Annotated in this window: 28 protein-coding genes and 1 pseudogene; 16 read left to right on the top strand and 13 right to left on the bottom strand. The window is 70.2% G+C overall.

Annotated elements, in window-relative coordinates; all coding sequences use genetic code 11:
• Positions 1-15: 15 nt before the first annotated feature.
• The gene (locus OG266_RS14955) at positions 16-999 is read right to left on the bottom strand and encodes a heavy metal transporter (RefSeq protein WP_371546099.1); all 984 of its coding nucleotides are present in this window, start codon (positions 997-999) and stop codon (positions 16-18) included.
• 85 nt (positions 1,000-1,084) lie between these two features.
• On the opposite strand from OG266_RS14955, the gene dapE reads away from it, so the two are divergent.
• Positions 1,085-2,164, top strand: coding sequence for a succinyl-diaminopimelate desuccinylase (dapE, locus tag OG266_RS14950; RefSeq protein WP_371546097.1), 1,080 nt, complete (start codon positions 1,085-1,087; stop codon positions 2,162-2,164).
• A gap of 118 nt (positions 2,165-2,282) precedes the next feature.
• Positions 2,283-3,041 carry a TIGR00730 family Rossman fold protein gene (locus OG266_RS14945; RefSeq protein WP_266454751.1) on the top strand — a complete coding sequence of 253 codons (759 nt, stop codon included), beginning with the start codon at positions 2,283-2,285 and terminating at the stop codon, positions 3,039-3,041.
• Here the strand turns inward: OG266_RS14945 and OG266_RS14940 are convergent.
• Positions 3,034-3,203 (bottom strand): annotated as a pseudogene (locus OG266_RS14940) (cobyrinic acid a,c-diamide synthase); the annotation flags it as partial. The gene OG266_RS14945 and the pseudogene OG266_RS14940 sit on opposite strands and share 8 nt — an antisense overlap.
• The gene (gene folP, locus OG266_RS14935; protein WP_371546095.1) at positions 3,158-4,018 is read right to left on the bottom strand and encodes a dihydropteroate synthase; all 861 of its coding nucleotides are present in this window, start codon (positions 4,016-4,018) and stop codon (positions 3,158-3,160) included. The gene folP and the pseudogene OG266_RS14940, both read right to left, overlap by 46 nt.
• 182 nt (positions 4,019-4,200) lie before the next feature.
• Here folP and OG266_RS14930 point away from each other — a divergent pair, with 182 nt between their 5' ends.
• Positions 4,201-4,557: a DivIVA domain-containing protein gene (locus OG266_RS14930; protein WP_266454746.1), complete on the top strand. Its 357-nt coding sequence runs from the start codon at positions 4,201-4,203 to the stop codon at positions 4,555-4,557.
• A complete protein-coding gene (locus OG266_RS14925) occupies positions 4,554-5,129 on the top strand; it encodes a DNA-3-methyladenine glycosylase I (protein WP_371546092.1) in 576 nt (191 codons plus the stop codon). Before OG266_RS14930 ends, OG266_RS14925 begins: the two co-directional genes overlap by 4 nt.
• An 81-nt stretch (positions 5,130-5,210) precedes the next feature.
• Here OG266_RS14925 and OG266_RS14920 read toward each other — a convergent pair whose 3' ends face one another.
• On the bottom strand, positions 5,211-6,017 hold the full coding sequence (locus OG266_RS14920) for an enoyl-CoA hydratase/isomerase family protein (protein WP_371546090.1): 807 nt from the start codon (positions 6,015-6,017) through the stop codon (positions 5,211-5,213).
• Between the two features lie 372 nt (positions 6,018-6,389).
• Here OG266_RS14920 and OG266_RS14915 point away from each other — a divergent pair, with 372 nt between their 5' ends.
• Positions 6,390-6,557 carry a DUF3117 domain-containing protein gene (locus tag OG266_RS14915; protein WP_003966491.1) on the top strand — a complete coding sequence of 56 codons (168 nt, stop codon included), beginning with the start codon at positions 6,390-6,392 and terminating at the stop codon, positions 6,555-6,557.
• A 121-nt stretch (positions 6,558-6,678) separates the two neighbouring features.
• On the opposite strand, the gene OG266_RS14910 is transcribed toward OG266_RS14915, so the two are convergent.
• Positions 6,679-7,380: an O-methyltransferase gene (locus tag OG266_RS14910; protein WP_323178306.1), complete on the bottom strand. Its 702-nt coding sequence runs from the start codon at positions 7,378-7,380 to the stop codon at positions 6,679-6,681.
• Positions 7,381-7,595: 215 nt separating this feature from the next.
• Between OG266_RS14910 and sigE the strand changes: the two genes are divergently transcribed.
• From sigE to OG266_RS14885, 5 genes are all read left to right on the top strand, one after another.
• On the top strand, positions 7,596-8,297 hold the full coding sequence (gene sigE / locus OG266_RS14905; protein ID WP_266463759.1) for an RNA polymerase sigma factor SigE: 702 nt from the start codon (positions 7,596-7,598) through the stop codon (positions 8,295-8,297).
• The gene (locus tag OG266_RS14900) at positions 8,294-9,286 is read left to right on the top strand and encodes a zf-HC2 domain-containing protein (protein ID WP_371546088.1); all 993 of its coding nucleotides are present in this window, start codon (positions 8,294-8,296) and stop codon (positions 9,284-9,286) included. Before sigE ends, OG266_RS14900 begins: the two co-directional genes overlap by 4 nt.
• Before the next feature lie 139 nt (positions 9,287-9,425).
• The gene (locus tag OG266_RS14895; RefSeq protein ID WP_371546086.1) at positions 9,426-11,291 is read left to right on the top strand and encodes a trypsin-like peptidase domain-containing protein; all 1,866 of its coding nucleotides are present in this window, start codon (positions 9,426-9,428) and stop codon (positions 11,289-11,291) included.
• 191 nt (positions 11,292-11,482) lie between these two features.
• Complete coding sequence (locus tag OG266_RS14890; protein WP_266454729.1) at positions 11,483-11,917, top strand: sec-independent translocase; 435 nt, start codon at positions 11,483-11,485, stop codon at positions 11,915-11,917.
• A gap of 186 nt (positions 11,918-12,103) precedes the next feature.
• Positions 12,104-12,760 (top strand): hypothetical protein, encoded by a 657-nt coding sequence (locus tag OG266_RS14885; RefSeq protein WP_266454727.1) that lies wholly within the window; start codon positions 12,104-12,106, stop codon positions 12,758-12,760.
• Between the two features lie 156 nt (positions 12,761-12,916).
• Here the strand turns inward: OG266_RS14885 and OG266_RS14880 are convergent, their stop codons facing one another.
• From OG266_RS14880 to OG266_RS14870, 3 genes are read right to left on the bottom strand one after another with little or no spacing between them, the layout of a single operon-like run.
• The gene (locus OG266_RS14880) at positions 12,917-14,053 is read right to left on the bottom strand and encodes an Mrp/NBP35 family ATP-binding protein (protein WP_329545659.1); all 1,137 of its coding nucleotides are present in this window, start codon (positions 14,051-14,053) and stop codon (positions 12,917-12,919) included.
• A 44-nt stretch (positions 14,054-14,097) separates the two neighbouring features.
• Positions 14,098-14,682 (bottom strand): DUF1003 domain-containing protein, encoded by a 585-nt coding sequence (locus tag OG266_RS14875; RefSeq protein ID WP_266454721.1) that lies wholly within the window; start codon positions 14,680-14,682, stop codon positions 14,098-14,100.
• The gene (locus OG266_RS14870; protein WP_266454718.1) at positions 14,672-15,958 is read right to left on the bottom strand and encodes a magnesium transporter MgtE N-terminal domain-containing protein; all 1,287 of its coding nucleotides are present in this window, start codon (positions 15,956-15,958) and stop codon (positions 14,672-14,674) included. The genes OG266_RS14875 and OG266_RS14870 overlap by 11 nt, the downstream gene beginning before the upstream one ends.
• Positions 15,959-16,133: 175 nt before the next feature.
• On the opposite strand from OG266_RS14870, the gene OG266_RS14865 reads away from it, so the two are divergent.
• Entirely contained in the window at positions 16,134-16,892 is a 759-nt protein-coding gene (locus OG266_RS14865; protein WP_371546084.1) for a hypothetical protein, read from the top strand.
• 14 nt (positions 16,893-16,906) lie between these two features.
• On the opposite strand, the gene OG266_RS14860 is transcribed toward OG266_RS14865, so the two are convergent.
• Together OG266_RS14860 and OG266_RS14855 are read right to left on the bottom strand one after the other, a co-directional pair.
• Positions 16,907-17,449: a hypothetical protein gene (locus OG266_RS14860; RefSeq protein WP_371546082.1), complete on the bottom strand. Its 543-nt coding sequence runs from the start codon at positions 17,447-17,449 to the stop codon at positions 16,907-16,909.
• Positions 17,450-17,473: 24 nt separating this feature from the next.
• Positions 17,474-18,586, bottom strand: a complete 1,113-nt coding sequence (locus OG266_RS14855) for a magnesium and cobalt transport protein CorA (RefSeq protein WP_266454704.1) — start codon at positions 18,584-18,586, stop codon at positions 17,474-17,476.
• 584 nt (positions 18,587-19,170) lie between these two features.
• On the opposite strand from OG266_RS14855, the gene OG266_RS14850 reads away from it, so the two are divergent.
• On the top strand, positions 19,171-19,755 hold the full coding sequence (locus OG266_RS14850) for a suppressor of fused domain protein (RefSeq protein WP_266454701.1): 585 nt from the start codon (positions 19,171-19,173) through the stop codon (positions 19,753-19,755).
• A 50-nt stretch (positions 19,756-19,805) separates the two neighbouring features.
• Here the strand turns inward: OG266_RS14850 and OG266_RS14845 are convergent, their stop codons facing one another.
• Positions 19,806-21,059 carry an MFS transporter gene (locus tag OG266_RS14845; RefSeq protein WP_266454699.1) on the bottom strand — a complete coding sequence of 418 codons (1,254 nt, stop codon included), beginning with the start codon at positions 21,057-21,059 and terminating at the stop codon, positions 19,806-19,808.
• 182 nt (positions 21,060-21,241) lie between these two features.
• Here OG266_RS14845 and OG266_RS14840 point away from each other — a divergent pair, with 182 nt between their 5' ends.
• The 3 genes from OG266_RS14840 to OG266_RS14830 all read left to right on the top strand — a co-directional run bounded on the left by OG266_RS14840 (position 21,242) and on the right by OG266_RS14830 (position 23,531).
• Positions 21,242-21,883, top strand: a complete 642-nt coding sequence (locus tag OG266_RS14840) for a DUF6758 family protein (RefSeq protein WP_266454696.1) — start codon at positions 21,242-21,244, stop codon at positions 21,881-21,883.
• Positions 21,884-21,998: 115 nt separating this feature from the next.
• A complete protein-coding gene (locus tag OG266_RS14835) occupies positions 21,999-22,865 on the top strand; it encodes a PHP domain-containing protein (RefSeq protein WP_371546079.1) in 867 nt (288 codons plus the stop codon).
• Positions 22,866-22,925: 60 nt separating this feature from the next.
• Positions 22,926-23,531 carry a MarC family protein gene (locus OG266_RS14830; protein ID WP_371546077.1) on the top strand — a complete coding sequence of 202 codons (606 nt, stop codon included), beginning with the start codon at positions 22,926-22,928 and terminating at the stop codon, positions 23,529-23,531.
• Positions 23,532-23,603: 72 nt separating this feature from the next.
• Here OG266_RS14830 and OG266_RS14825 read toward each other — a convergent pair whose 3' ends face one another.
• The gene (locus tag OG266_RS14825) at positions 23,604-23,756 is read right to left on the bottom strand and encodes a hypothetical protein (protein ID WP_105968294.1); all 153 of its coding nucleotides are present in this window, start codon (positions 23,754-23,756) and stop codon (positions 23,604-23,606) included.
• Between the two features lie 264 nt (positions 23,757-24,020).
• Here OG266_RS14825 and OG266_RS14820 point away from each other — a divergent pair, with 264 nt between their 5' ends.
• Positions 24,021-24,917, top strand: a complete 897-nt coding sequence (locus tag OG266_RS14820; protein ID WP_329545652.1) for an NYN domain-containing protein — start codon at positions 24,021-24,023, stop codon at positions 24,915-24,917.
• Here the strand turns inward: OG266_RS14820 and OG266_RS14815 are convergent.
• A complete protein-coding gene (locus OG266_RS14815) occupies positions 24,914-25,786 on the bottom strand; it encodes an alpha/beta fold hydrolase (protein WP_371546075.1) in 873 nt (290 codons plus the stop codon). The two genes, OG266_RS14820 and OG266_RS14815, sit on opposite strands and share 4 nt — an antisense overlap.
• Positions 25,787-26,324 lie beyond the last annotated feature (538 nt).

Genomic DNA, 26,324 nt, shown 5'->3' with positions numbered 1-26,324 from the left:
GGGTGAGGACTCGTACTACTGCCCAGTGACGATTCGGACCTCGGCGGTGGACGCCTCCGCGGCCGAGCCCCCGTTCGCGTCGGACGTACCCCACTCGCTGTCGATGCTTTCGGCCGTCCACTCCCGCCCCGCGTACGACACCCGCTCGATGTGCAGTGCCGAGGAGTTGGCCACGGCCCAGTGCGCCAGCTCCCAGCCGCGCTGCCGGACGCCGGTCCCGGCGGCGTTCGTGGACACGGGTACGGACACGGTCCGGCTCGTGGTCGTCGGCGAACGGGAAGCCGTGGCGGACGCCGTCGGCGAGGCGGAAGCACCCGCGGCGCTCACGTCCGCGCCCGCCTCCTGCAGCACATCGCGCCCGAAGTCCCGTACGAGCGCGGCCCGCACCGAGTCCGTGCCACCGGCCGGGGTCGACTCGGCGGGCCCCTGGCAGGTCAGCGTGGCCGCCGAGCGGCCGGTCAGGGCCGCGGCAAGGAGCGTGGCGTCCGGCTCGTGCTTCGCGTACGCGTCCGGATAGGCACTGCGCTGCACGCGCTGCGCGGCAACGGTGAGCGGCAGCTGCGCATAGCCCTTCACCTTGGCGAGGTGCTCGTAGAAGATGTCCGCCGCGTACGCCGGATCCAGGATCTCCTTCGTCGTCCCCCAGCCCTGCGAGGGCCGCTGCTGGAAGAGGCCGAGCGAGTCCCGGTCGCCGTGCTGGATGTTGCGCAGCCCCGACTCCTGGAGCGCCGTCGCGAGGGCGATCGTCACGGCGCGCTCGGGCATGCCGCGGTTGGTGCCGACCGCCGAGATCGTCGCCGCGTTCACCGCCTGCTCCGGCGTGAACTCGTACGACTCGCCGTCGCTCTTTCCCGAGACGACCGTGCAGCGGGGCACTCCGGGCCCCCCGGTGAGGTACTGCACCGTGAGATAGCCCGCGAGCGCGAACAGGACCACGACGGCCCCTCCGAAACGGAGGAGGCGGCCGCGCCGGACGGGGGTGGGGGACGGCTCTGACACGTCGTACAAGGTACTGGAGGCCGCTGTCGGCGACCGGCGGGGCTGTGGACAACCGTGCGGAGCCCGGAGCGCTAGGGTCGACGGCATGGCCGACACCCCCCTTGACCTCACGCTGGACGCTGCCGAGCTGACCGCGCGGCTCGTCGACTTCCCCTCGGAGAGCGGCAACGAGAAGCCGCTCGCGGACGCCGTCGAAATCGCGCTGCGCGCTCTGCCGCATCTGACGGTCGACCGGTACGGCAACAACGTCGTCGCGCGGACGAACCTGGGCCGCGCCGAGCGCGTCGTCCTCGCCGGCCACATCGACACGGTCCCCATCGCGGACAACGTCCCCTCCCGCCTCGACGAGGACGGCGTGCTCTGGGGCTGCGGCACCTGCGACATGAAGTCGGGGGTGGCGGTCCAGCTGCGTATCGCGGCCACAGTGCCCGCCCCCAACCGCGACCTCACCTTCGTCTTCTACGACAACGAAGAGGTCGCCGCACACTTGAACGGCCTGAAGCATGTCTCCGAAGCCCACCCCGATTGGCTCGAGGGCGACTTCGCGGTCCTCCTGGAGCCGACGGACGGTCAGGTGGAGGGCGGCTGCCAGGGCACGCTCAGGATGTTCCTGAAGTTCACCGGCGAGCGGGCGCACTCCGCGCGCGCGTGGATGGGCTCGAACGCGATCCACGCGGCGGCCCCGGCCCTGGCCAGGCTCGCCGCTTACGAGCCGCGGACACCGGTCGTGGACGGCCTCCGGTTCCACGAGGGCCTCAACGCCGTCCGCATCGAAGGCGGCGTCGCCACCAACGTCATCCCCGACGCCTGCACCCTGGTCGTCAACTTCCGCTACGCGCCCGACCGCAGCGAGGCCGAGGCGGAGGCCTTCGTCCGCGACTACTTCGCGGACTGCGGCGTGGACGAGTTCATCGTCGACGACCACACCGGCGGGGCCCGCCCCGGCCTGACCCACCCGGCAGCGGCGGCCTTCATGGCGGCCGTCGGCGGTGAGGCCCGCCCCAAGTTCGGCTGGACCGACGTCGCCCGCTTCAGCGCACTCGGGGTGCCCGCGGTGAACTACGGCCCCGGTACCCCGCTCCTGGCCCACAAAGTGGACGAGCGGGTCAAGGCCTCCATGATCCCGGAGGCCGAGGAGCGGCTGCGGGCCTGGCTGACGTCCTAATGCGCGGCTGAGACGCGGCTGAGCCGTGCTGGTGCTCGGCGGACATGCTCGCGTCCCCCCTCCGTAACCCGCGTAGATCTACGCTGGGGTGGAACGACCGCAAGCGGAGGGAGCGCACATGGCTACTGGCAACCCCGAGGGCAAGAGGCGGCCACCGGAGGAACAGCGCCTGGGACCGGTGCTGCGCAGGCGGGATCAGGTGCAGGCGAGCACAACCGACCAGCGCCTCCTGGACGCGGGCGGGCCCTCCGACTGGGTGCACACCGACCCCTGGCGGGTCCTCCGCATCCAGTCCGAATTCATCGAAGGCTTCGGCACGCTGGCCGAACTCCCGCCCGCGATCAGTGTGTTCGGATCCGCCCGTACGAAGGCGGACTCGCCCGAGTACGAGGCGGGCGTGGCACTCGGCCGCGGTCTCGTCGAGGCAGGCTTCGCCGTGATCACCGGCGGTGGCCCGGGCGCCATGGAAGCCGCCAACAAGGGCGCCTGCGAGGCCAAGGGCATCTCCGTCGGCCTCGGCATCGAGCTGCCCTTCGAGCAGGGCCTCAACCAGTACGTCGACATCGGCCTCAACTTCCGGTACTTCTTCGTCCGCAAGATGATGTTCGTCAAGTACGCGCAGGGCTTCGTGGTCCTCCCCGGCGGACTCGGCACACTGGACGAACTCTTCGAGGCCCTGACCCTGGTCCAGACCCAGAAGGTCACCCGCTTCCCCATCGTCCTCTTCGGCACCGAGTACTGGGGCGGCCTGGTCGACTGGCTCAAGAACACCCTCATCGCCCAGGGCAAGGCATCCGAGAAGGACTTGCTGCTGTTCCACCTGACGGACGACGTGGACGAGGCGGTGTCGTTGGTGTCGAAGGAGGCGGGGCGGTAGAGCTTTTCAGCCCGTCCGGCGTTTGAGGACGAGGCCGTTCAGGCCGAAAGCGGGGGTCTGGGGGCGGCAGCCCCCAGGTACGGGACGGGCAGGGGCGGAGGGGGCGAAGAAACCCCCTACGCCAGCCCCCGCCGAGCCACAGCCGGTGGCCGGTGTCCGGCGATGGCCGCGACCATGTCCAGCACCTGCCGCGTCTCCGCGACCTCATGGACCCGGTACACCTGAGCCCCCAGCCAAGCCGAAACGGCAGTCGTCGCCAGCGTCCCCACCACCCGCTCCTTCACCGGCTTGTCCAACGTCTCGCCCACGAAGTCCTTGTTGGAGAGCGAGACAAGCACGGGCCACCCGGTGGACACCATCTCGCCGAGACGCCGAGTCGCCTCCAGACTGTGCCGCGTGTTCTTCCCGAAGTCGTGCCCGGGATCGATCAGAACGGACTCCCGAGGCACCCCAAGGGACACCGCCCGCTCGGCAAGACCGAGGGTCACCCGGAGAATGTCGGCCACGACATCGTCGTACGCGATCCGATGGGGACGCGTACGCGGCTCGGAGCCCCCGGCATGGGTGCACACCAGCCCCACCCCGTACCGCGCGGCCACCTCGGCCAGCCGCGGATCCACCCCGCCCCACGCGTCGTTGAGCAGATCCGCCCCCACCTCGCAGACCGCCTCGCCGACCTCGTGCCGCCAGGTGTCGACGCTGATGATCACGTCGGGAAACCGCCGCCGCACCTCGGCGACGAAACCGACCGTACGACGCGCCTCCTCGTCGGCGGTCACTTCTTCCCCCGGCCCCGCCTTGACCCCGCCGATGTCGATGATGGCAGCGCCCTCGGACACCGCCTGCTCCACGCGGGCGAGCGCGGGCTCGTCGCGGAACGTGGACCCCTGGTCGTAGAAGGAGTCGGGGGTCCGGTTCACAATGGCCATGATCACCGGCTCATGCGGGTCGAATTCATGCCTGCCGAGCCTGAGCATCCCCTGTGACCTCTCCCAGTAAGTCCCGCTGATGAGCCGCCTGCGACCCTAACTGTCAGACTCGCATGGCACGATCGGACCCGACACTTCAGCTTCAGCACCAACCGCTTCAGCACTGTCCGCTGCAGCGCTATCCACGCCGACGCGCCCCGCGTCGGCACCAGAGCGTGGGGACCTCAGCGATGTTCATGTTCTTGTTCCTGGTCGTCGCGCTCGCCGTTGTGGTCGCCGCGGTGACAGTGGCCGTGGTGGGCGGCGGCGAGAGCGCGCCCCTACCCGAGGCCGGACCGGAGCGCCTGGTGGACCCGTTTCCGCTGGACCGGCCGGTGAATCGGGAGGATGTCGAGACGCTGCGCTTCCCGCTCGCCGTACGCGGCTACCGCATGGCGGACGTCGATGACGCCCTCGGCCGCCTCGGCGCCGAGATCGCCGAGCGGGACGCCCGTATCGCCGACCTGGAGGCCGCGCTCGACGGCGCCAGGGCGTCCACTGCACCCTCCACCTCGCTGCACAAGCACGCCGAGGAGGATCACCAGTGACCGACGCACTCGCGGGCCCGGACGGCGCGCTGCGCTGCCCCTGGGCGCTGTCGACCGAGGACTACGTGGCGTACCACGACGAGGAATGGGGCCGCCCGGTCCACGGCGACGACGCGCTGTACGAGCGGCTGTGCCTGGAGGCCTTTCAGTCGGGCCTGTCCTGGATCACCATCCTGCGCCGCCGCGAGGGGTTCCGGGCCGCTTTCGCCGGCTTCGAGATCGCCAAGGTGGCGACCTTCACCGACGCGGACAAGGAGCGCCTGCTCGCCGACCCGGGCATCATCCGCAACCGCGCCAAGATCGAGGCGACAGTCGCCAACGCGCGCGTGCTGACCGACTGGGCACCGGGCGAGCTGGACGAGCTGATCTGGTCCTTCGCCCCGGCCACCCGCCCGGCCCCGAAGAGGCTGGCCGACGTCCCGGCCGTCACCGACGAGTCGACCGCCCTCTCCAAGACCCTCAAAAAACGCGGCATCCGCTTCGTGGGCCCGACAACGGCATACGCCTTGATGCAGGCATGCGGCCTGGTCAACGACCACTTGGCAGATTGCACGTCCAGGAGCGCCCCGTAGGGGCGCGGGGCTGTGACATTGTGCGGCTCCGCCGCGTGGGCGCGACCAGCCACACCCGGCCCGCAGCGCCCCATCAAACCGTCACCGCCCCAAGTACTTCGGCTTCTCCTTGTTCACGAACGCCTGCACAGCGATCAAGTGATCCTCAGACGCCCCCGCCCGGGACTGAAGCTCGTCCTCCTTCTCCAGGGACTCGTCCAGGGAGTGGGAGAGGGCATAGGCAAGGGACTCCTTCAGCGCGGCATACGCCAGCGTCGGCCCCTCGGCCAGCGCACGGGCCACCTTCACAGCCTCGGCGGCCAGCTCCGAGGAGGGCACGAGCCGGTTCGCAATCCCCAGCTCGTACGCCTCCTGAGCGCTGATGCTGCGCGGAAAGAGCAGCAGATCGGCGGCACGGCTCGGGCCGACGACCCGAGGCAGCGTCCAGGAGATACCGGAGTCGGCGGTCAGCGCGACCCCGGCGAACGACGTGTTGAACGCAGCCGTATCGGCCACGATCCGGTAATCCGCCGCGAGCGCGAAGCCGAACCCGGCCCCCGCCGCGACGCCGTTCACCGCGGCCACCACCGGCTTCGCCGCCCCGGTCAGGGCCCGCACGATCGGGTTGTAGTGCTCCTGCACGGTGCTCATGACCCCCTCGCCGGCGCCCGACTCGCGGGCCGCGAGCAGCCCGCCTACGTGTTCCTTGAGGTCCTGGCCCACGCAGAACGCCCGGTCACCGGCGGCGGTCAGCAGCACGGCCCGTACGGAGTCGTCGGAGGCGGCGGCCTCTGCCGCGTCCCGGAAGGCGACCTTGGTCGCGATGTTCATCGCGTTCATCGCCTCGGGGCGGTTCAGCGTGATCGTCGCGAGTCCGTCGCTCACCTCGTAGAGCACGGTGTCGGCCATGGTGGGTCCCCTCCGGTGTCGCGGCTCCGGCGTACCCGCCTACCCGCCGGTACGTCCTGCTTCCGAGGACAGCATGACGGAGATCACTGACACTGGAGCCGCTCGGACATGTGACCTGCGTCAAAGAATTCGTGACCTTGGAGGGTCGTGCGGCGGCGCAGTATCGCAGTCACATCGCCGAATTGAGTGGTTTTGCTCAAGCGCGTTGCGCAAGCGATGCCGACTGATGTTGGTCATCGGGTCCTGAGATGCGGGATAATGGCCTGGAAGCAATGTGTTCGATGCCGGTGACGCGTGTCCTATGAGGGGACGGGCGTGCCCTTCTAAGGGGCCGTCGGCGACGATGAGCTGGTTTCAGGAAGGGGAACGAGCATGGCGGCCATGAAGCCGCGGACGGGCGATGGCCCGCTCGAGGTGACCAAGGAGGGGCGGGGCATCGTCATGCGCGTTCCGCTCGAAGGCGGCGGTCGGCTCGTCGTCGAGCTGACCCCTGACGAGGCCGACGCGCTCGGCGACGCCCTCAAGAAGGTCGTCGGCTGACGCGGGACGCGACCATACCCCTACAGCTGCCCTGGCATCGTACGCGGTGCCGGGGCAGCTGTTTTTCATGGGTACGGGACCGACGTAACCCCTGGTCAGAGGCCCGGGCGGGTGCCCTGGATCAGCGCTTGACCGCGCACAGCAGGCCGTCGCCCACGGGCAGTAGCGAGGGCACCAGATCCTGGCTCTCGCGCACTGCGCGCAGCAGCTCCCGCAGTCGCCCGACCTCCGCCGGCTGCGGTCCCGCGTCCACCGTGCGGCCGTCCGCGAAGACGCCCTCGAAGACGACGAGCCCGCCCGGACGAAGCAGGCGCAACGATTCAGCGAAGTAGTCCAGGCACTCCAGACGGTCGCCGTCGCAGAAGACGAGGTCGTACCCGGAGTCCGCGAGCCGGGGCAGGACGTCGAGGGCGCGGCCCGGGATGAAGCGGGCGCGGTTGCTGGCGAAACCGGCGGCGCGGAAGGCCTGGCGCGCGAACTGCTGGCGCTCCGGCTCCGGATCCACGGTGGTCAGTACCCCGTCCGGCCGCATGCCGTTGAGGAGATGGATTCCGGAGACTCCGGTCCCGGTCCCGATCTCCGCCACCGCTTTCGCGTCCACGGTGGCGGCGAGCAACCGCAGCGCGGCGCCTGTACCGGGCGACACCGAGCGCAGCCCTGCTTCCTGGGCCCGGTCCCGGGCCCAGAGCAGTGCTTCGTCCTCGGCGACAAAGGCGTCGGCGAACGCCGCCCAGCTTGGCTGCCGGTTGCCGGTAATGACCCTCTCCTGTCCCCGTAGTTGCCTGGCCGTGACTGTATCCGTTGGTGCCGGGAACCCGCAGATGGGACCAGGCGTTTAGAGGGGTGGGGAAACGCACTGGGGGGAAGCACGTGGATCAGGACGCCGAGCAAGTGCTGACGCAGCGATATGAGCACGTATCAAATTCTCGTAAAACCGCTTATCCGGAGCTAACGGGCGAGGTGGCTATGGTAGGGGCTCCACTGGACACCACCAGAGCCGACAGGGGAGGTGCGGCTGCGCCTGTGGATCGGGGAGGAGTGCTGCGGCGCTTTCTCAGGTCGGCGGGTGAGCCGAAATCCGTGACCAACACCGCTGACCGTATCCACAGTGCCGACTCCGGGCAGACCGCGACGTTTTCCACCGACGCGGAGTCGCAGGCGTGGACTCCGCCCACCTGGGAGGAGATCGTCAGCACGCACAGCGGCCGGGTCTACCGGCTCGCCTACCGCCTGACGGGCAACCAGCACGATGCCGAGGACCTGACACAAGAGGTCTTCGTCCGTGTCTTCCGCTCCCTGTCGACCTACACGCCCGGCACCTTCGAGGGCTGGCTGCACCGCATCACCACGAATCTCTTCCTGGACATGGTGCGCCGCAAGCAGCGCATCCGCTTCGACGCCCTCGGCGACGACGCGGCCGAGCGACTGCCCAGCCGTGAGCCGTCCCCGCAGCAGGTCTTCAACGACGCGCACTTCGACGCGGACGTCCAGCAGGCGCTGGACACCCTCGCGCCCGAGTTCCGCGCCGCAGTCGTCCTCTGTGACATCGAGGGACTTTCGTACGAGGAGATCGCCGCGACCCTGGGCGTCAAGCTCGGCACGGTCCGCAGCCGGATCCACCGTGGCCGCTCGCAGCTGCGCAAGGCCCTCGCACACCGGTCTCCCGAGGCCCGTGCCGAGCGCCGCGGCTTCGCGGTCACCGGTGTGCCCGCGCTGGGAGGAGGGGGCGCGACCGCGTGAGTGGATCACGGCCGAACCCTGCCCAGCGGCGCGTTGCCGATCAGCATCTGGGAGACCGACTGTCCGCCCTCGTGGACGGAGAGCTCGGTCATGAGTCGCGCGAGCGCGTCCTGGCCCACCTCGCCACCTGTGCGAAGTGCAAGGCCGAGGCGGCCGCCCAGCGCCGACTGAAGAACGTGTTCGCGGAGATGGCCCCGCCGCCGCCCTCCGAGAGCTTCCTGGCCCGCCTCCAAGGGCTCCCCGGTGGAGGCGACTCCGACGCGGGCATGGGCTCGCCGTTGGGCGGGGGTGCCTTCGGCGGAAGAATCCCCGGTGGCTCCGCCGGCACCGGCGTCTTCGGAGTGAGGGGCGAGCCGTTCGGTTACGTCCCCGCCGAACCCCACGCCGACGTGCTGCCCCCTTCCTCGGGGCGCGGCTTCCGCATCCATGACGTCAGCCGTCACGAGGCCGAGCGGTCGGCCTCACGCGGGCTGCGTTTCGCTTTCGCCGCGGCCGGAGCGGTGTCGCTTGCCGCCGTCGCGCTCGGCGGGGTGTCGACCGGGACCACCGGTGACACCACGGCCGCGCGGGGCGAATCCGGTACCGGAAGCAATGTGACGCCGACGCGTCCGCCGGGCGCGGGGGCCTCGACTGCTCCCGAGTCCCAGCGACGCCGGTCCGTCGGGCCACTGCTCGCACAGGGCGAGCGGACGCTCGGCCAGAGCGCGGTGGCGCCCACCGAGGTGTCCGCGCCGCTGCTCCCCGGAGTCCCCGCTCCGCCCGACCGTGCCCAGGAGGTCATGCACACACTGACGGCCCCCATGGTCGCCGGTGCCGCCGTGATGTCCCCGCTCATACGTCCGTTCACCGAGGTCGAGCCGATCGCGCTGACCTCGTGGTCCACAGCCCCGGACGTCACGACTCCGGGCCTGCTCGCCGCCCCCGCCCCCCTCTCGTCCCCCTCTTCCTCCCCGTCCCCCACCTCCCCCTCCTCAGGCACCCTCCGCTGACCCCGCCCTCTGCGCGGCGGCCCGTGAACCTGGTTGAATCCGGGGTGGGCCGCGTCCGCCGGAGGGATTCCGGACGCGGAGTCGACAATCTGTGGCAACCGTCGGTGAGTTGTGCCCGGGGGCCAGGTGTGGGGAGAGCATGAACGAGGGGAAGCCCACGAAGGCGAAGTGGTGGAGCCGACCCCGGCCACCGGTCCCCCCGGGGGATGCCGGGGCGGGCTCGCCCGAGGACGTACGGATGGCCGAGGGCGATTTCGAGCTGGACCGGCCTCTCGGCGGCGGTGAGTTGGCGGGGTCCGGCGCCGATGCCGACTCGACGGGGTTCGGCGTCCACGCCGACTCGACGGGGTCCGGCGTCGACGCCGACGGCGACTTCGAGTTGGCCCGTCCTGCTGCTCCGGCCCACCACGACAGCGAGTCGGACGGCATCCCCATCTCTCCGCCCACCGACCTCTCTGCCGTTCCTGACGCCGGCCTTCCGGTCGTTCCTGCAGCTCCTCCCAACGGCCTTCCCGCTGTTCCCCCCGCTTCCCCCACCCCCCTTCCTTCCGAGGCTGTCCCTGACGATCAGGCCCCCGCCGACCGTCCCAAGCCTCTGCACGACCCCGACCCCTACAGCACCCCGCCCTACGGCGAACCGGGCCCCTGGGCGCCGGCCCCGCCCGTCCAGCACCCCGCGGCCACGCCCGCGCACGGCACCCACGTCCCGGCGGCGCCCCCGGCTCAGGACACACACGTACCCCCCGTGCCCGTGCCCGCGGCCTTCGCGCAGAGCCCGGGCCACCAGCCGCCCGCCGCCGCCTCTCCCTCCCCCTGGCAGAACTACGACCCCTGGGCCGCCCCCGGCCCCCTCCAGCAGAACGGCGCGGCCGTGGCCACCAAGGCCCAGCGTCGCAAGCGGGCGACCAAGGTGCTGGTCCTCGGGGCCGTGGTGATCGCTCTGGTCTCCGGAGGCGTCGGAGGGACCGTAGGGGCCTATCTGGAGCGGAACGGCGGGGGGAGTGACATCGAGCTGCCGCAGGCCGTGAGGGAGGTCCCGGAGCGGGCTCCGGACAGCGTGGCCGGGATCGCCGCCCAGGCGCTGCCCAGCGTCGTCACCCTGCATGTCAGCGGCGCCGAAGAGGAGGCCACCGGCACCGGCTTCGTGCTCGACGGCCAGGGGCACATCCTCACCAACAACCACGTGGTCGAACCGGCCGCCGACAACGGCGAGATATCCGTGACGTTCAGCAGCGGCGACACGGCAAAGGCCAAGGTCGTCGGGCGCGACAGCGGGTACGACCTCGCCGTCGTCCGGGTGACCGGCGTCAGTGGCCTCGACCCCATGCCGCTCGGCAACTCCGACAACGTCCAGGTCGGCGACCCGGTCGTCGCCATCGGCGCCCCCTTCGACCTCGCCAACACCGTCACCTCCGGCATCATCAGCGCCAAGGAGCGGCCTATCACGGCGGGCGGGGAGAGCGGCGACGGGAGCGACGTCAGTTACGTGGACGCGTTGCAGACCGACGCTCCCATCAACCCCGGCAACTCCGGCGGACCCCTTCTCGACTCCAAGGCCCAGGTCATCGGCATCAACAGCGCCATCCGCTCCGCCGACAGCGGCTCCGGCCTGGAGAGCGGTCAGTCCGGTTCGATCGGGCTCGGTTTCGCCATCCCCATCAACCAGGGCAAGCGCGTCGCCGAGGAGCTGATCAACACCGGCAAGGCGACCCACCCCGTGATCGGCGTGACGCTCGACATGGACTACACGGGCGACGGCGCCAAGGTCGGGACGCAGAGCGGCGACGGCGGCCCGGCGGTCACCGAGGGCGGCCCCGGCGCCAAGGCGGGCATCGAGCCGGGCGACATCATCACCGAGATCGACGGCCGTCCCGTGCACTCCGGTGAGGAGCTCATCGTGAAGACCCGCGCGCACCGCCCCGGCGACACGCTCCGGCTGACCGTCCTGCGAGGCGGCACGGAGAAGCAGATCAGCCTGGTCCTCGGCTCGGCCGACAGCAACTGACAGGAACTTCACAGAAAGTCGGGCCGGGTCCGCCCTGAACGGCAAACTTCGCGGAAAACTCGCCGTGTACATGAACCCGGAAGCCCCGGGACAGTTCCGGACGGACAGGATGGCCGGGTACCGTGGACACGGCCCGGACCACGGAAGACCTGCCGAGGGCCGAGGACCGAGGACATCGCAAGGAGCTTCAGGTGTTCAATGACATAGGACCGCTCGAGGTCGTGGCGCTCGTTGTCCTCGCCGTGCTCGTCTTCGGTCCGGACAAGCTCCCCAAGCTGATCCAGGATGTCACGCGCACCATCCGCAAGATCCGTGAGTTCTCGGACAGCGCCAAGGCGGACATCCGCGAGGAACTCGGTCCGGAGTTCAAGGACTTCGAGTTCGAGGACCTCAACCCCAAGACGTTCATCCGCAAGCAGCTGGACAATGACGAGCTGGGGCTCAAGGAAATCCGCAACGGCTTCGACCTGAAGAAGGAGATGGCCGAGGTCACGGACGCGGTGCACGGCCGCGAGTCCGAATCGTCGGCCACCCCGTCCGGCGGCTCCGTCGACATGACGAAGAAGCGCGAGAAGCTCGACCTCGCCAAGGACGAGCGCCCGCCCTTCGACGCGGACGCCACCTGAGCCGTACACGGCTCGTGCCGCACGTGAGCTGAGTCTCACGCGGCCTGAAAACGTACCCACGCGCCGGGCGGTTTCCCGGCTGCTCGGAGCGGTGTGGCTATGCTGCCCAGTTGTTGTGCGGACCGATACGGACGCCCGAGGGGGGCGGGCCCGTCGGTCCGACGAGAGCTAGGAGGCGTCCGGCAGATGGAGACGACAAGTCGGGTAGGCGCGCAGGCGCCGGCCGCGGAGGGCGGACAACAGGTCCCCTCCGCCCGGCGCACGGTCGACGGCTACCTGCTGGCGCCCTTCCCTTGGTACGGCCTCGACGAGGCCTTCACGGGGCCGCGCTGGCTGATGCAGGTGGGTACCTCGGCGGACGGTGCCGTCGAGCACGGTTCGATCGGGCACGGTGAAGAGCCCACCGTGCGCGGTGAGACGACGGAGGACAAGGAACGCTTCGCGGTGGTGGTCACCGTCGCGGCCAGCCCCGTACGCCGCAGCGCGGACGGTACGGGCCTGCTGGAGGCCACCTCGGTCTCCTCCGCGGCCTGGCTCGCGGGAGTGGGGCTGCTGTCCTTCACCTGGCCCGGCCAGATGGACCACACCCTCCGGGACGACTGGCTGGACCAGCAGACGGAAACGGCGTGGGTCCTGGCCGACGACCTGACCGGCTCCGACTGGTCCTCCCTGTCCCTCCCCGTGGACGGCGTTCCCACGCCCTTCCACTACCGCGAGTCCGAGTTCGGCTGGGTGCTTGCGGGTTCCACCCAGGAGGGCGTGCATGTGGGCGCGTACGGGCGGGGGATGAGTGCGTATGGTCTTGGGTTCTCAATGATCAAGGACATCGGCGCGTACGCCTAGGCGGCGGGCATACGGGGATGGGGGCGCCGTCTTGAGTGACGGCGCCCCCATCCCCGTATGCGATCCGAGGTGCTCTGGAGCGTTTGAACCTGCGGGTGCGTCGTGGTTGCTCGCGCAGTTCCCCGCGCCCCTAAAGGGGCGTCTCCCGTCACCTGCTCAGAATTTGTTCCTCGGGGTGATGCCCAAGGACATGCCCGAGAGGCCTCGGGCTCGGCCGCCGAGTTTTCCTGCGATTGATCGTAGGGCGGCGCCCGCCGGGGAGTCGGGGTCGGTCAGGACCACCGGCTTGCCTTCGTCGCCGCCTTCGCGGAGGCGGACGTCGATCGGGATGCTGCCGAGGACCGGGACGTTGGTGCCCGTGGTGCGGGTCAGGCCCTCGGCGACGGACTGGCCGCCGCCGGTGCCGAAGACGTCGACCATCTCGCCGCAGTGCGGGCAGGGCAGGCCGGACATGTTCTCGACGACGCCGACGATCTTCTGGTGGGTCTGGACGGCGATGGAGCCCGCGCGCTCGGCCACCTCGGCGGCGGCCTGCTGCGGAGTCGTCACGACGAGGATCTCGGCGTTCGGGACGAGCTGCGCGACCGAGATCGCGATGTCGCCGGTGCCCGGCGGGAGGTCCAGGAGGAGGACGTCCAGGTCGCCCCAGAAGACGTCCGCCAGGAACTGCTGGAGGGCGCGGTGGAGCATCGGGCCACGCCAGACGACGGGCGCGTTGCCCGGCGTGAACATGCCGATCGAGATGACCTTCACACCGTGCGCGGACGGCGGCATGATCATGTTCTCGACCTGGGTGGGCTTGCCGTCGACGCCCAGCATGCGGGGCACGGAGTGGCCGTAGATGTCCGCGTCGACGACACCGACCTTGAGGCCGTCGGCGGCCATCGCCGCCGCCAGGTTCACCGTCACCGAGGACTTGCCGACGCCGCCCTTGCCGGAGGCGACCGCGTACACGCGGGTGAGCGAGCCCGGCTGGGCGAAGGGGACCTCGCGCTCGGCCGTCCCGCCGCGCAGCGCGGCCGCGAGCTCGCGGCGCTGCTCGTCGCCCATCACGTCGAGGGTCACGTCGACGTGCGTGACGCCCTCGACCGCCGCGACAGCCGCCGTCACGGTGTCCGTGATGGTCTGGCGCATCGGGCAGCCGGAGACGGTCAGATAGACAGTGACCGCGACCGCACCGTCCGCACCGATCTCAACAGATTTGACCATCCCCAGTTCGGTGATGGGTCGCTGGATCTCGGGATCGTTCACCGTCGCCAGTGCTTCACGCACCGCGTCTTCCATAGCCGCCATACCGTCGATGGTACGGGGCACCCCATGGGCCCCGGAAAGCCCCGTCACAGGTCGTCTGTGTCACGTCCCCGAGCGGCCTCGGACGGGAATACGCGATGCCCGTCCACACGCTGCTCCTCCAGCTCCTTGACCAGGTCCTGCAGTTCGGAGCGGATCCAGTCGCGGGTGGCGACCTCGCCGAGGCCGATACGCAGCGTGGCGATCTCCCGGGTGAGGTACTCGGTGTCCGCGATGGACCGCTCGTTCTGCTTGCGGTCCTGTTCCAGGTTGACGCGGTCGCGGTCGTCCTGGCGGTTCTGCGCGAGCAGGATCAGCGGGGCGGCGTAGGAGGCCTGGAGCGACAGCATCAGCGTCAGGAAGATGAACGGGTAGTTGTCGAAGCGCAGGTCACGCGGCGCGAAGACGTTCCACAGCACCCACACGACCACGACGACGGTCATCCAGACGATGAACCGCCCGGTGCCCAGGAACCGCGCGATCCGCTCCGAGAACCGTCCGAACGCCTCCGGGTCCCACTCCGGCAGGAGCCTGCGGCCCGGCAGCTTCGGCTGGTCGAGCCGGTTGCGCGACCGGGGGGCCGCGGTCGCCCCGGAGGCGGTGCGTTCCCGCGCCTCGCGTTCAGCCGCCATCGGCCGCCCCCTCGTCGTCTTCGTCGAGGTGGAACTCCGTCTCGCGCCAGTCCTCGGGCAGCATGTGGTCCAGTACGTCGTCCACGGTCACCGCGCCCAGCAGCGAGCCGCTCTCGTCGACGACGGGCGCCGCCACCATGTCGTACGTCGCGAAGAACCCGGCGACGACGGGCAGCGCGGCATCCGGAGAGAGGGGCTGCAGATCGCCGTCGAGGATCGAGCTGACCAGGGTGTACGGCGGGTCGCGCAGCAGCCGCTGGAAGTGCGCGGTGCCCAGGTACTTGCCGGTGGGTGTCTCGTCCGGCGGGCGGCACACGTACACCTGGGCGGCGAGTGAGGGGGAGAGGTCGGGGTTGCGGACCCGGGCGAGCGCGTCGGCGATCGTCGCGTCGGGCCGCAGCACGATGGGCTCGGTCGTCATCAGACCGCCGGCGGTCCGCTCCTCGTACGCCATCAGCCGCCGTACGTCGGCCGCGTCGCCGGGCCGCATCAGCGTCAGCAGCCGCTCCACGTCGTCCTCGGGCAGTTCGGCGAGCAGGTCGGCCGCGTCGTCCGGGGCCATCGCCTCCAGGACGTCGGCCGCGCGCTCCTCCTTGAGCTTGCCGAGGATCTCGATCTGGTCGTCCTCGGGGAGCTGTTCGAGTACGTCGGCGAGGCGGTCGTCGTCGAGTGCGGCGGCCACCTCCCCGCGCCGTTTCGGCGACAGGTGGTGCATGACGTTCGCGAGGTCGGCGGGGCGCAGCTGCTCGAAGGTGGCGAGCAGGCTCTCGGCGCCCTGTCCCTGCTCGTCCAGCGAGAACCCGGTGACGGCGGACCACTCGACGGTCAGGGTCTCGCCCTTGGTGCGCCTGAACGCCCCGCCGCGGCCCTTGCGGACGAAGACCCGGTCGATCTCCCAGTCGCGCCGCGCCGGAAGCTGCTGGATGGCCACGTCGAGCACGGTCACCTCCTCGCCCCCTTCGACGAGCGTGAGGCGCTGGTCCAGGAGCTCGCCGAACACGAGCCGCTCGGTGGGCCGCTGCTCGAAGCGGCGCACGTTGAGGACGCCGGTGGTGATGACCTGGCCGCTCTCGATGCCGGTCACCCGGGTCATGGGCAGGAAGATGCGGCGGCGCGTGGACAGTTCGACGACGATGCCGAGCAGCCGGGGCGGCCGGCGCCCGACACGCAGCATGGCGACCAGGTCCCGCACACGGCCCACCTGGTCACCGTTCGGGTCGAACACGGCGACGCCGGCGAGGTGCGAGACGAAGATCCGGGGGGCGCCTGCGGCCATGCGCGCGCCTCCTGTTCCTGCCGTTTTGTCCGCTCGGGTGGGCTTCAGGCTAGCCCGTCCCGGTCGGATACGCCCTGGTGGGCGCTCCGGACGGACCCCTTCCGCGGGGCCCCGGGAGCACCGGTACGCTGCCCTACGCCGCCGCCCGGACCCCCGCACGAAAGGCGTCCCACCTGTGACTGCAATTCCCCAGGGTCGTACCCGCAGGGCCGCACTGGTGAGCGCGATGTGCGCACTGGTAGTGACGGGGACAGGACTGACGGGGTGCGGCAGTGACGACCCGGACGCGGGCACGAACGGGGTCGGCAAACTGACCGCCGCCCAGATCCAGGCGAAGACGAAGAAGGCGGCCGACGCCGCGGAGACGGTACGGCTCGCCGGGACCGTCGTGACCAACGGGACCACGTACACCCTCGACATGCGCCTCAAGGGCGACGGCGGCACCGGCTCCGTCACCTCGAAGGAGTCGACCTTCCGGCTGCTGCGGGTCGGCGAGCACCTCTACCTGAAGGCCGACGCCGACTTCTGGACCGACCAGGACGGCAAGGGCGGCGCCTCCTCGGCGGACACGGCCGTCGCCGACAAGCTCGACGGCAAGTACGTGAAGGTCCCGACGGATGACCCCACCTACAAGCGCTTCAGCGGCTTCACCGACAAGAACGTCCTCCTCGACGGCCTGCTCACCCTGCAGGGCGCCCTCGCGACCGACGGCTACCACGAGCAGTCCGGCACCCGCACCTTCCGCATCACCGGCGGCGACGGCTCGGGCGGCTCCCTGGACGTCTCCCTGGAGGGAACCGCGTACCCCCTCCGCCTGGTCCGCGCGGGCAACGCCGGCACCCTCCGCCTCACGGACTGGGGCAAGGACTTCGCCCTGGAGGAGCCCTCCAAGAACGAGACGGTGGACTACGGGCAGCAGCTGCCGTCCTCGTAGACCCAGCGGTAGACCTAGCGCCGCCTGCGCTTCTTGAAGAGAAGGCCGGGCAGGGCCCCCGGGGCCGGTTGCCGGGTGGTGGCGGGGGTGGGCAGCGGCGGCGCGGAGAGCGAGCCGTCGGGGAGCTCGGAGGTGCCGCCCGTCGGCTCGAGGCGGAGCACCCGGCACTCCCGGGCCCAGCGCCCGGTCATGGCCTCGCCGTCGGGGGCGTTCAGGCGCTTGCCCTTGAGCTCGGCGACCGCTTCCTCCCACTCCGGGGAAGCGGGCGTCAGTTCCACGACCTTCGCCGCCCAGGACACCAGGCGCCCGCCCTTGTCCTTGCTGCGTACGGTGACGACCGCGTCGCCCCCGTCGACCAGACCCGGCAGCGGCTGCTCGCCGGGCCCGTCGCCGATCAGACAGGCCCCGCCGTCGTGCCACACGTGCCACAGCGCGCGCGAGGGTGCTCCGTCGCCCTGGCCGTGGAGCACCGGCACCCCGTTGCCCCGCACCCAGATCAGCCCGGACTTCTTGGTGGCTTCCTCGACGAGGGCCCGGTCGAGCAGCTGTTCCGTCATGGGGGCAACACTATCCAGCCGGGGTCACAGCCAGCCGTTGCGCTTCAGCGTGCGGTGGATCCCCAGACAGATGGCGACCGTGACGCCCAGGATCACCGGGTAGCCGTACCGCCAGTGCAGCTCGGGCATGTGCTCGAAGTTCATGCCGTACACGCCACACACCATCGTCGGTACGGCGATGATCGCCGCCCAGGAGGTGATCTTGCGCATGTCCTCGTTCTGCGCGACGGACGCCTGCGCGAGGTTGGCCTGGAGGATCGAGTTGAGCAGCTCGTCGAAGCCGAGGACCTGCTCCTGCACCCGGGCGAGGTGGTCGTGGACATCGCGGAAGTACTTCTGGATGTCGGGGTCGATCAGCCGCATCGGCCGCTCGCTCAGCAGCTGCATGGGGCGCAGCAGCGGCGACACCGCCCGCTTGAACTCCAGCACCTCACGCTTGAGCTGGTAGATCTGCCCGGCGTCCGTGCCGCGCGGGGTGCCCTTGCGGCCCGGCGAGAAGACCTCGGTCTCGACCTCGTCGATGTCGTCCTGCACGGCGTCGGCGACCGCGATGTACCCGTCGACGACATGGTCGGCGATGGCGTGCAGCACGGCGGAGGGCCCCTTGGCGAGCAGCTCGGGGTCGTCCTGGAGCCGGTGCCGCAGCGCCCGCAGCGAACCCTGCCCGCCGTGCCGGACGGTGATGAAGAAGTCCCGCCCGGTGAAGCACATGACCTCGCCGGTCTCGACGATCTCGCTGGTGGCGGTCAGCTGGTCGTGCTCGACGTAGTGGATGGTCTTGAAGACGGTGAAGAGGGAGTCGTCGTACCGCTCCAGCTTGGGCCGCTGGTGGGCCTGGACCGCGTCCTCGACGGCGAGCGGGTGCAGCCCGAACTCGCTTGCGATACCGGAGAATTCGGCCTCCGTCGGCTCGTGCAGGCCGATCCACACGAAGCCGCCGTCACGGTGCACCTGGCGCATCGCCTGGTGGGGCGTCAGTGGCTCGCGGGTCTCGACGCGCGCACCGTCGCGGTAGATGGCGCAGTCGACCACGGCGGAGGGGGTCCCGGGGTCACGGGTGGTGTCGTACGAGCCACTGTCCTTGCGCAGCGAGGGACGGGGGCGGACCGCGGCACGGAGGTCACGAATCATCGACATGGGCAGGCTCCTTCGCAACGGAGGCGGCCGGCGACGGTTGGAACTACCCGGAATGGGGACGTCCTGACTGCGGATGTTTGGCACGTCCACAAAGCGGGGAGCACCGCACCGTCGCGGTGGCAGCTTCGCTACTGACTCGGATCAGGCAGATCACGTCTCGATCAGACGGATCACGTTCGGATCGGACGGATCAGGCGGGAACGAAGCGCTCTTCCGTGGTGCACCGGGCAACGCTGACACGTATGCACATGTTTCGCAGGAGGCGACAGCCAGCAGGACTACAGAGCCAGCTAAAGAACTCAGCGACCGGAAGAGCGGGTAGTACTGCACGGATGACTTCGGTCCATTGCAGCCCCACCTCCTCCGGTCGGTCCCCCGTGAGGGACGATCCATCCCCCGTAGGGGGTCCAGCTCCCTCCACAGGGGAGTCGGACAGTTCCCCCGTCGGGGGGAGTCAGCCTCAGTGGGCCGGGACTTGAGAGCGACGCTTCTGCGTGCTGCCCCGGCCAGCGGCCAAGACTATCAGCGCACCGAAGCGTCAACGTGCCGCTTTGCGCGCTCCTGACGAGTTCTATGCTCGGTTCATGGCTGATGTTCTTCCTCTGGTCGAGGCCCGGTTGCGTTCCGCGCTGGGCGAATCCGACGCGCGGGCCGCGGTCACCTTCCTCGGCACCGACCGTGTCGAAGTGCTGCGTTTCACCGAGGGCGACATCGTCCGCTACGCGACGCTCGGCATGTCCGCCCAGCCGATGGCGGACCCCACCTCGGTCGTCGCCGACCCCGTGAAAGGCCCGCGCGCCGAGCTGATCCTCTCCGTGCGCGCCGGCGCCGCCGACACCGACAAGGTGCTCCGCCCGCTCGCCGTACTCGCCGCGTCTCCGCAGGTCGAGGGCCTGATCGTGGCTCCCGGCGCCTCGCTCGACGTGGGCGAACCCCTGTGGCCCGGCGCGCCGTTCACCTCCGTACTGGTCGCCGAGCCGGGTGGTTTGGTGGAGGACCTCGATCTGGACGAGCCCGCCGACCCCGTACGGTTCCTGCCGCTGCTCCCCATGACGCCGAACGAGGCCGCGTGGAAGCGGGTGCACGGCGCGGGCGCCCTCCAGGAGCGCTGGCTGAGCGGTGGAACGGACCTGCGCGATCCGCTGCGCAAGTCCGTTCCGCTGGACTGAGTTCTTTCTCATATCTGGCTGATCCCGGCTCAGGCCCTGGCCGAAATCAGTCAGTTGGCAAAAACGGTGACGCTGTCCTCCGTGGCGTGCCGAGGCTCCAGCTCCTCGGCGTCGTGCGTCAGCGCGTCCCGCCGTACGAAGACCACCGCGGCGCCGATCACCGCTGTGAGGGCCGCGACCACGAACGGGATGTGGATGTCGCTCCACTCCTCGATCTTCGGCGCGAAGTACGGCGCCGCCGCGGCCGCGAACCACCGCACGAAGTTGTACCCGGCGCTGGCCACCGGGCGCGGCGCGTCCGAGACGCCCAGGGCGAGTTCCGTGTAGACGGTGTTGTTCACGCCGATGAAGGCGCCGGACAGGATCGTGCAGACGACGGCGGTGGTGTGGCTGCCGTACCCGAGGACGAGGACGTCGGCGGCGAGCAGGATCAGCGAGCCGCCGAGCACCTTCAGCGAGCCGAACCGGGCCTGCATGCGCGGGGCCACGATCACCGAGAAGAGGGCCAGCAGCAGGCCCCAGCCGAAGAAGACCGCGCCCGACTTGTAGGGGGTCATGTTCAGTACGAACGGGGTGAAGGCCAGCACGGTGAAGAACGTGTAGTTGTAGAAGAACGCCGAGACGGCCGCCGAGGCGAGGCCGCCGTGGCCCAGTGCCCTGATCGGGTCGAGCAGCGAGGTCTTCTTCGCGGGCTTGGGCTGCTCCTTCAGGAACGCCGTGATGCACAGGAAGCCGACCGCCATCAGGAACGCGGTGCCGAAGAAGGGGTAGCGCCAGCTGGCGTTGCCGAGCAGCGCGCCCAGCAGGGGGCCGCACGCCATGCCGAGGCCCAGGGCCGACTCGTACAGCAGGATCGCCGCGGCGCTGCCTCCCGCCGCCGAGCCGACGATGACGGCGAGGGCCGTGGACACGAAGAGCGCGTTGCCCAGGCCCCAGCCGGCCCGGAATCCGACGAGTTCGCCGACCGACCCGGACGTGCCGGCGAGGCCCGCGAAGACCACGACGAGCGCGAGGCCGAGCAGCAGGGTCTTCTTGCCGCCGATGCGGCTGGAGACGAAGCCGGTCACCAGCATCGCCACGGCGGTGATCAGGAAGTACGAGGTGAAGAGCAGCGAGACCTGGCTGGTGGTGGCGTCCAGGCCCTTGGCGATGGACGGCAGGATCGGGTCGACGAGCCCGATGCCCATGAAGGCGACGACGGACGCCCCGGCCGTCGCCCAGACGGCCTTCGGCTGGCGCAGGATGCCGCCGGCTCCCGCGTCGAACGGGTCCGCTTCGGCGGCTTCTCCTGCTGTGGTGCGCATGTGTGGTCCTCGCAGTCCTCGACCAGATCGTTGGCGTATACACATATTAGTTAGGTCGACTAAATAATGCAAGATGCATCTAGTTTCTCGAGGTGACGGCGGAGCGGTCCCGGGTGATGTGCACACGCCGGACGGGTGATCGTCCTTGACGCGGCGAAGGACGGGGAGGACCGTTGGGCTCTATGAGGGGCGAACCCAGTTGCCCGAAGTGTGGTGGCCGGGTCAGGGCTCCCGGCCTCTTTGCCGACTCCTGGCAGTGCGATGTGCACGGGACCGTGCACCCGCTGCAGCCCGTGATCCCGCCCAGCGTCGAGGCCCTCGGTGTAGTGGTGCACCGCGCCCGGGTGCCGGTGTGGATGCCGTGGCCGCTGCCGGTCGGCTGGCTGTTCACGGGCGCGGCCTTCGCCGGTGACGACCGCAGCGGCGGGCGCGCGACCGCCGTCGCCTGCTCCGGACCCGGACCGCTCGGCGGCATAGGGGAGCTGGTCCTCATCGCCGAGGAGCTCGGCGTCGGCCTCGGTGCGCGGTACGCAGGTGTCGACGGGCCCGACCCCGGCCCGTACATGAGCGTCGAGAAACCGCCCCAGGCGAAGGTCCTCGCGGCCGGCCGCCCCACCCCCCTCTGGCATGTGGCCGGCGCCCCCGACGACCGCGCCGTCTTCGCGGGCGAGGCGCGCGGGCTGTGGCTGTGGGCGGTCGTGTGGCCCGAGCAGTCGGGGCTGCTGATGTACGACGAGCTCGTGCTGACGGATCTGCGGGACGCGGGCGCCGAGGTCGATCTGCTGCCTTGTGGGGCGTTGTCGCCGCGGATTCTTGAACCGTAGGGCTCACAGGCGGTTCGTAGGGGGCGCAGCCCAGGTGCGGGTGTGACAGGGGAAGGCGGGATTCCCGTTATCCTTGGGTGTCCCCTTCCGTCCCGTCATCGCCAGGAGTCCGCGAGTGCGCATCGATCTGCACGCCCACTCCACCGCCTCCGACGGTACGGACACCCCGGCCGAGCTGGTCCGCAACGCTGCCGCCGCCGGTCTGGACGTCGTCGCGCTGACCGACCACGACACGACCCGCGGGTACGCCGACGCGATCGACGCGCTGCCTGCCGGGCTGACGCTGGTCACCGGGGCCGAGCTCTCCTGCCGCCTGGACGGCGTCAGCATGCACATGCTGGCCTACCTCTTCGACCCCGAGGAGCCCGGGCTGCTCGCCGAGCGCGAACTCGTACGGGACGACCGGGTGCCGCGTGCCCAGGGCATGATCGCCAGGCTTCGGGAGCTCGGCGTGCCGATCACCTGGGCGCAGGTGGCGCGCATCGCGGGCGACGGTTCGGTGGGACGGCCCCATATCGCCTCCGCCCTGGTCGAGCTCGGTGTCGTACCGACCGTGAACGACGCCTTCACCGAGCAGTGGCTGTCCGACGGGGGCCGGGCCTTCGTCGAGAAGCACGAGACCGACCCCTTCGAGGCGATCCGGCTGATCAAGGGTGCGGGCGGCGTCGCCGTCTTCGCGCATCCGGCCGCCGCCAAGCGGGGCCGGACCGTGCCGGAGGCCGCCATCGCGGAGCTCGCGGCCGCGGGGCTCGACGGCATCGAGGTGGACCACATGGACCACGAGCCGGAGACTCGGGCGCGGCTGCGGGGGCTCGCGGCCGAACTGGGGCTGCTGCCCACCGGGTCCAGCGACTACCACGGCAGCCGAAAGACGTGCCTGCTCGGGGAGTTCACGACCGATCCCGAGGTGTACGGAGAGATCACTCGGCGGGCCACCGGGGCGTTTCCGGTGCCGGGGGCGGGCGGGGACCAGGGCGTGTAGTTCCCCTCCCTGGTTTCGCTCTTCCTGGTTTTCCCGCTCAATACACGCAAGGCCTCACCCATGTTCGACGTCGCTGTCTTCGGCTCCCTCTTCCTCACCCTCTTCGTGATCATGGATCCCCCCGGGATCACCCCGATCTTCCTCGCGCTCACCGCGGGCCGCCCCGCCAAGGTGCAGAAGCGGATGGCCTTCCAGGCCGTCTGCGTGGCCGGCGGAGTGATCGCCGTGTTCGGGCTGCTCGGGCACCAGATCCTGAACTACCTGCATGTGTCCGTGCCCGCGCTGATGATCGCGGGCGGCCTGCTGCTCCTGCTGATCGCCCTCGACCTGCTGACCGGCAAGACCGACGAGCCGAAGCAGACCAAGGACGTCAACGTCGCCCTCGTACCGCTGGGCATGCCGCTGCTCGCGGGCCCCGGCGCGATCGTGTCGGTGATCCTTGCGGTGCAGAAAGCCGACAGCGTTGCCATGCAGGTGTCCGTGTGGGTCGCGATCCTCGCCATCCACGTCGTGTTGTGGATCGTGATGCGGTACTCGCTGCTGATCATCCGCGTCATCAAGGACGGCGGTGTGGTGCTGGTGACGCGGCTCGCGGGCATGATGCTGTCGGCGATCGCGGTTCAGCAGATCATCAACGGGGTCACGCAGGTGATCCAGGGGAGTTGAGCGGTCGCGCCCACATGTGCAGAGCCCCGCACGGCATGGTTGCCGTGCGGGGCTCTGAAGTCTGTCCGCGTGTTATGAAGCGGATGAGTCGGCCGGGCGGATCCAGAGGCGCTGTCCTATGGCGGCGGCCTGCTGAACGATCCGGTTGACGGAGGCGGCGTCTACGACGGTGCTGTCCACGGGGGTTCCGTCGACATCGTCAAGTCGCATGATTTCGAAGCGCATGGGCTTCTCCCTTCGTCTGGTCATCCTCCTGAGGAGAACTACTTGTGTGTGGTGCGTGAGGCATCGGCGCCCCTCGCTCCATACGGATTCAACGGGATGCGTGTTACAAACATTCCCTACGCTAAGGAAATTTTTCGAGAAGCTAATTACCTGTGGGTAGCTGGGCGGTTTGGCGGGGTGACTGGCGGGGTGACTGGCGGGGTGTGTGGCGGACTGACCGGGACCGGTTGTGTTCGAAGCGTGACCGCCGGGACAATGGAGGCGATGAACGACGACCTCGTGGCGCTCGGCGCCCGCATCGACCGCACCAACGAGCTGCTCCAGCGCATGCTCGCCGAGGTGGCGAAGACGCCTTCCACGCATGCGATCTTCGTCGACGCCGGATATCTGTACGCGGCCGCCGGTCGGCTTGTCGCCGGGACCGAGGACCGTCGCTCCTTCGACCTGGACACCGAAGGTCTCATCGAGGCGCTCATCGACCGGGCCCGCACGATTTTCGCGGACAGCAGGCTGCTCCGGGTGTACTGGTACGACGGCGCGCGGCGCCGTATCCACACGGCGGAACAGCAGTCCATCGCCGAACTGCCCGACGTCAAGGTGCGGTTGGGCAACCTGAACGCCAACAACCAGCAGAAGGGCGTCGATTCACTCATCAGGTCCGACCTGGAGTCCCTCGCCCGGCACCGCGCCATCAGCGACGCCGCGCTGCTCGGCGGCGACGAGGACCTGGTGTCCGCGGTCGAGGCGGCGCAGGGGTACGGGGCACGGGTCCACCTCTGGGGCATCGAGGCGCCGGAGGGCCGCAACCAGGCCGAGCCGCTGCTCTGGGAGGTCGACAGCCAGCGGACCTTCGACCTCGACTTCTTCAAGCCGTACGTGGCACGGCGGACCGGCACCACGTACGACGCGACGGCGGCGGCCCGGCCCACGCGCGACGACGTGCGGTTCGTGGGCGCGCAGGTCGCCGCGAAGTGGCTGGCCGCGCGGGGGCGGGAGGCGCTGGTCGACCTGCTGCCCGGGCATCCGTATCTGCCCGGCTCGGTCGACCAGGATCTGCTGGTCGAGGCGGAGGGGCTGCTGCAGTACTCCCTGCGGGGGCAGGCGGATCTGCGGCGGGCGCTGCGGGACGGGTTCTGGGAGCACCTGCGGGCGCAGTACTAGGGTCGCTGGACGTCGTTCCAGAAGTGCGCGAGGGCTCGGGCCGTCTGCTCCGGCTGGTCCGTGTTCGGGGAGTGCTCCGAGCCGTGGACGACCGTGCGGCGGGCGTTGAGGCGTACGGCCATCTCGTCGAGGAGCGGGAGCGGCCAGGTGTTGTCCTCGTCGCCGGACAGGACGTGCTTCGGCAGGGGGACGGCTGCCAGTTCGGCGACGCGGTCCGGCTCGGTGCACAGCTGGCGGCCGGTCGCGATGAGCTGGGCGGGGCTGTTGCCCAGCCAGCGGCGCCGTAGGTCGGCACGGTCGTCGAGGCCCGTGTCGAGGTCGCCGGTGTCGGTGTCCTCGGGCGGCTCCATCGCCTGGATCGCCTCCCACACCTGGGCCATGTCCATCACGGTGAGCGCGTCCCGGAGCAGTTTGACGCGCTGCTGCTGGGAGGCGGAGATCTGGGCGGGGCCCGAGGCGATGAGCGTCAGGGAGACGAAGGGGGCCGGGTTCAGGAGTACGGCTGCGCGGGCGATCTGGCCGCCGAGGGAGTGGCCTACGAGGTGTACGGGGGTGCCTACCGCGTCCGCCTGGGCGAGGACGTCCCTAGCCAACTCGCCCTGCGCGTACGCCGATTCGTCGTCCCGTGGGCCGGGGGACTCGTGCTGGCCCCGGCCGTCCACGGCCACCGTGCGGTAGCCGTCCGCGGCGAGCGGTTCGTGCAGCGAGATGAAATCCTCCTTGCTGCCGGTGAACCCTGGCAGAAAGAGCACGGTCCCTCGCTGGTGCCCCTGCGCTGCCGCTTCGAGTACGGCGAATTCGCCGCGCGCGGTCTGGAGCCGGTGGGCGTGGGCGCCGGCGGGAGGGGTGAAGGTGATGGGCCTGCTCATGGGCTGAGGCTATCCGGAGGGGGGCGCCTGCCGTCCGGTGGGTGGTGGGTCGGGGGCGTGCCGGTACGTCCGCCCGTCGCCGCCGGATCAGACGTTGGCCGAGCAGTGAAACGTCCGGTGACGCGAACGTACGCGACGGGCTTTGGACGTACCGACACGCCCCCGACCCACGCCGGTGGGCGGCTGCGGGGTGTCCGGTGGGGGCCCGCTCCTCGAACGCCTACGGCGTCCGGTGGGCGGGGCGGTGCCGTCCCGATCCCCCTCCCACCCGCGGGGGCTGCGCTTTCAGCCCGGGTCAGGTATCTCCAGCCCGTCCGGCGTTTGAGGACGAGCCTGTGCCGTCCCGATCCCCCTCCCACCCGTGGGGGCTGCGCTTTTCAGCCCAGGGAGGCACCATCCAGCCCGTCCGGCGTTTGAGGACGAGCCCTTCGGGCGAACGGGGGTCTGGGGGCGGAGCCCCCAGGTACGGGTTGGGTAGGGGCGGAGGGGGCGAAAGACCATCCCTTACGCCAGCCCGGGTGGCGGCCCGTAGGAACGC

The sequence above is a fragment of the Streptomyces sp. NBC_00554 genome (assembly GCF_041431135.1).
Lineage (GTDB): Bacteria > Actinomycetota > Actinomycetes > Streptomycetales > Streptomycetaceae > Streptomyces.
The sequence above is the reverse complement of the archived record's forward strand: the minus strand, read 5'-3'. Positions and strand labels throughout refer to the sequence as shown.

Bases quoted from the DNA above. Each gene is read 5' to 3' on its own strand.
- dapE (WP_371546097.1), top strand. From the start codon at position 1,085: ATGGCCGACACCCCCCTTGACCTCACGCTGGACGCTGCCGAGCTGACC.
- OG266_RS14945 (WP_266454751.1), top strand. From the start codon at position 2,283: ATGGCTACTGGCAACCCCGAGGGCAAGAGGCGGCCACCGGAGGAACAG.
- folP (WP_371546095.1), bottom strand. From the start codon at position 4,018: ATGCTCAGGCTCGGCAGGCATGAATTCGACCCGCATGAGCCGGTGATC.
- OG266_RS14930 (WP_266454746.1), top strand. From the start codon at position 4,201: ATGTTCATGTTCTTGTTCCTGGTCGTCGCGCTCGCCGTTGTGGTCGCC.
- OG266_RS14920 (WP_371546090.1), bottom strand. From the start codon at position 6,017: ATGGCCGACACCGTGCTCTACGAGGTGAGCGACGGACTCGCGACGATC.
- OG266_RS14915 (WP_003966491.1), top strand. From the start codon at position 6,390: ATGGCGGCCATGAAGCCGCGGACGGGCGATGGCCCGCTCGAGGTGACC.
- OG266_RS14895 (WP_371546086.1), top strand. From the start codon at position 9,426: ATGAACGAGGGGAAGCCCACGAAGGCGAAGTGGTGGAGCCGACCCCGG.
- OG266_RS14885 (WP_266454727.1), top strand. From the start codon at position 12,104: ATGGAGACGACAAGTCGGGTAGGCGCGCAGGCGCCGGCCGCGGAGGGC.
- OG266_RS14880 (WP_329545659.1), bottom strand. From the start codon at position 14,053: ATGGCGGCTATGGAAGACGCGGTGCGTGAAGCACTGGCGACGGTGAAC.
- OG266_RS14875 (WP_266454721.1), bottom strand. From the start codon at position 14,682: ATGGCGGCTGAACGCGAGGCGCGGGAACGCACCGCCTCCGGGGCGACC.
- OG266_RS14870 (WP_266454718.1), bottom strand. From the start codon at position 15,958: ATGGCCGCAGGCGCCCCCCGGATCTTCGTCTCGCACCTCGCCGGCGTC.
- OG266_RS14860 (WP_371546082.1), bottom strand. From the start codon at position 17,449: ATGACGGAACAGCTGCTCGACCGGGCCCTCGTCGAGGAAGCCACCAAG.
- OG266_RS14855 (WP_266454704.1), bottom strand. From the start codon at position 18,586: ATGTCGATGATTCGTGACCTCCGTGCCGCGGTCCGCCCCCGTCCCTCG.
- OG266_RS14850 (WP_266454701.1), top strand. From the start codon at position 19,171: ATGGCTGATGTTCTTCCTCTGGTCGAGGCCCGGTTGCGTTCCGCGCTG.
- OG266_RS14845 (WP_266454699.1), bottom strand. From the start codon at position 21,059: ATGCGCACCACAGCAGGAGAAGCCGCCGAAGCGGACCCGTTCGACGCG.
- OG266_RS14840 (WP_266454696.1), top strand. From the start codon at position 21,242: ATGAGGGGCGAACCCAGTTGCCCGAAGTGTGGTGGCCGGGTCAGGGCT.
- OG266_RS14830 (WP_371546077.1), top strand. From the start codon at position 22,926: ATGTTCGACGTCGCTGTCTTCGGCTCCCTCTTCCTCACCCTCTTCGTG.
- OG266_RS14825 (WP_105968294.1), bottom strand. From the start codon at position 23,756: ATGCGCTTCGAAATCATGCGACTTGACGATGTCGACGGAACCCCCGTG.
- OG266_RS14820 (WP_329545652.1), top strand. From the start codon at position 24,021: ATGAACGACGACCTCGTGGCGCTCGGCGCCCGCATCGACCGCACCAAC.
- OG266_RS14815 (WP_371546075.1), bottom strand. From the start codon at position 25,786: ATGAGCAGGCCCATCACCTTCACCCCTCCCGCCGGCGCCCACGCCCAC.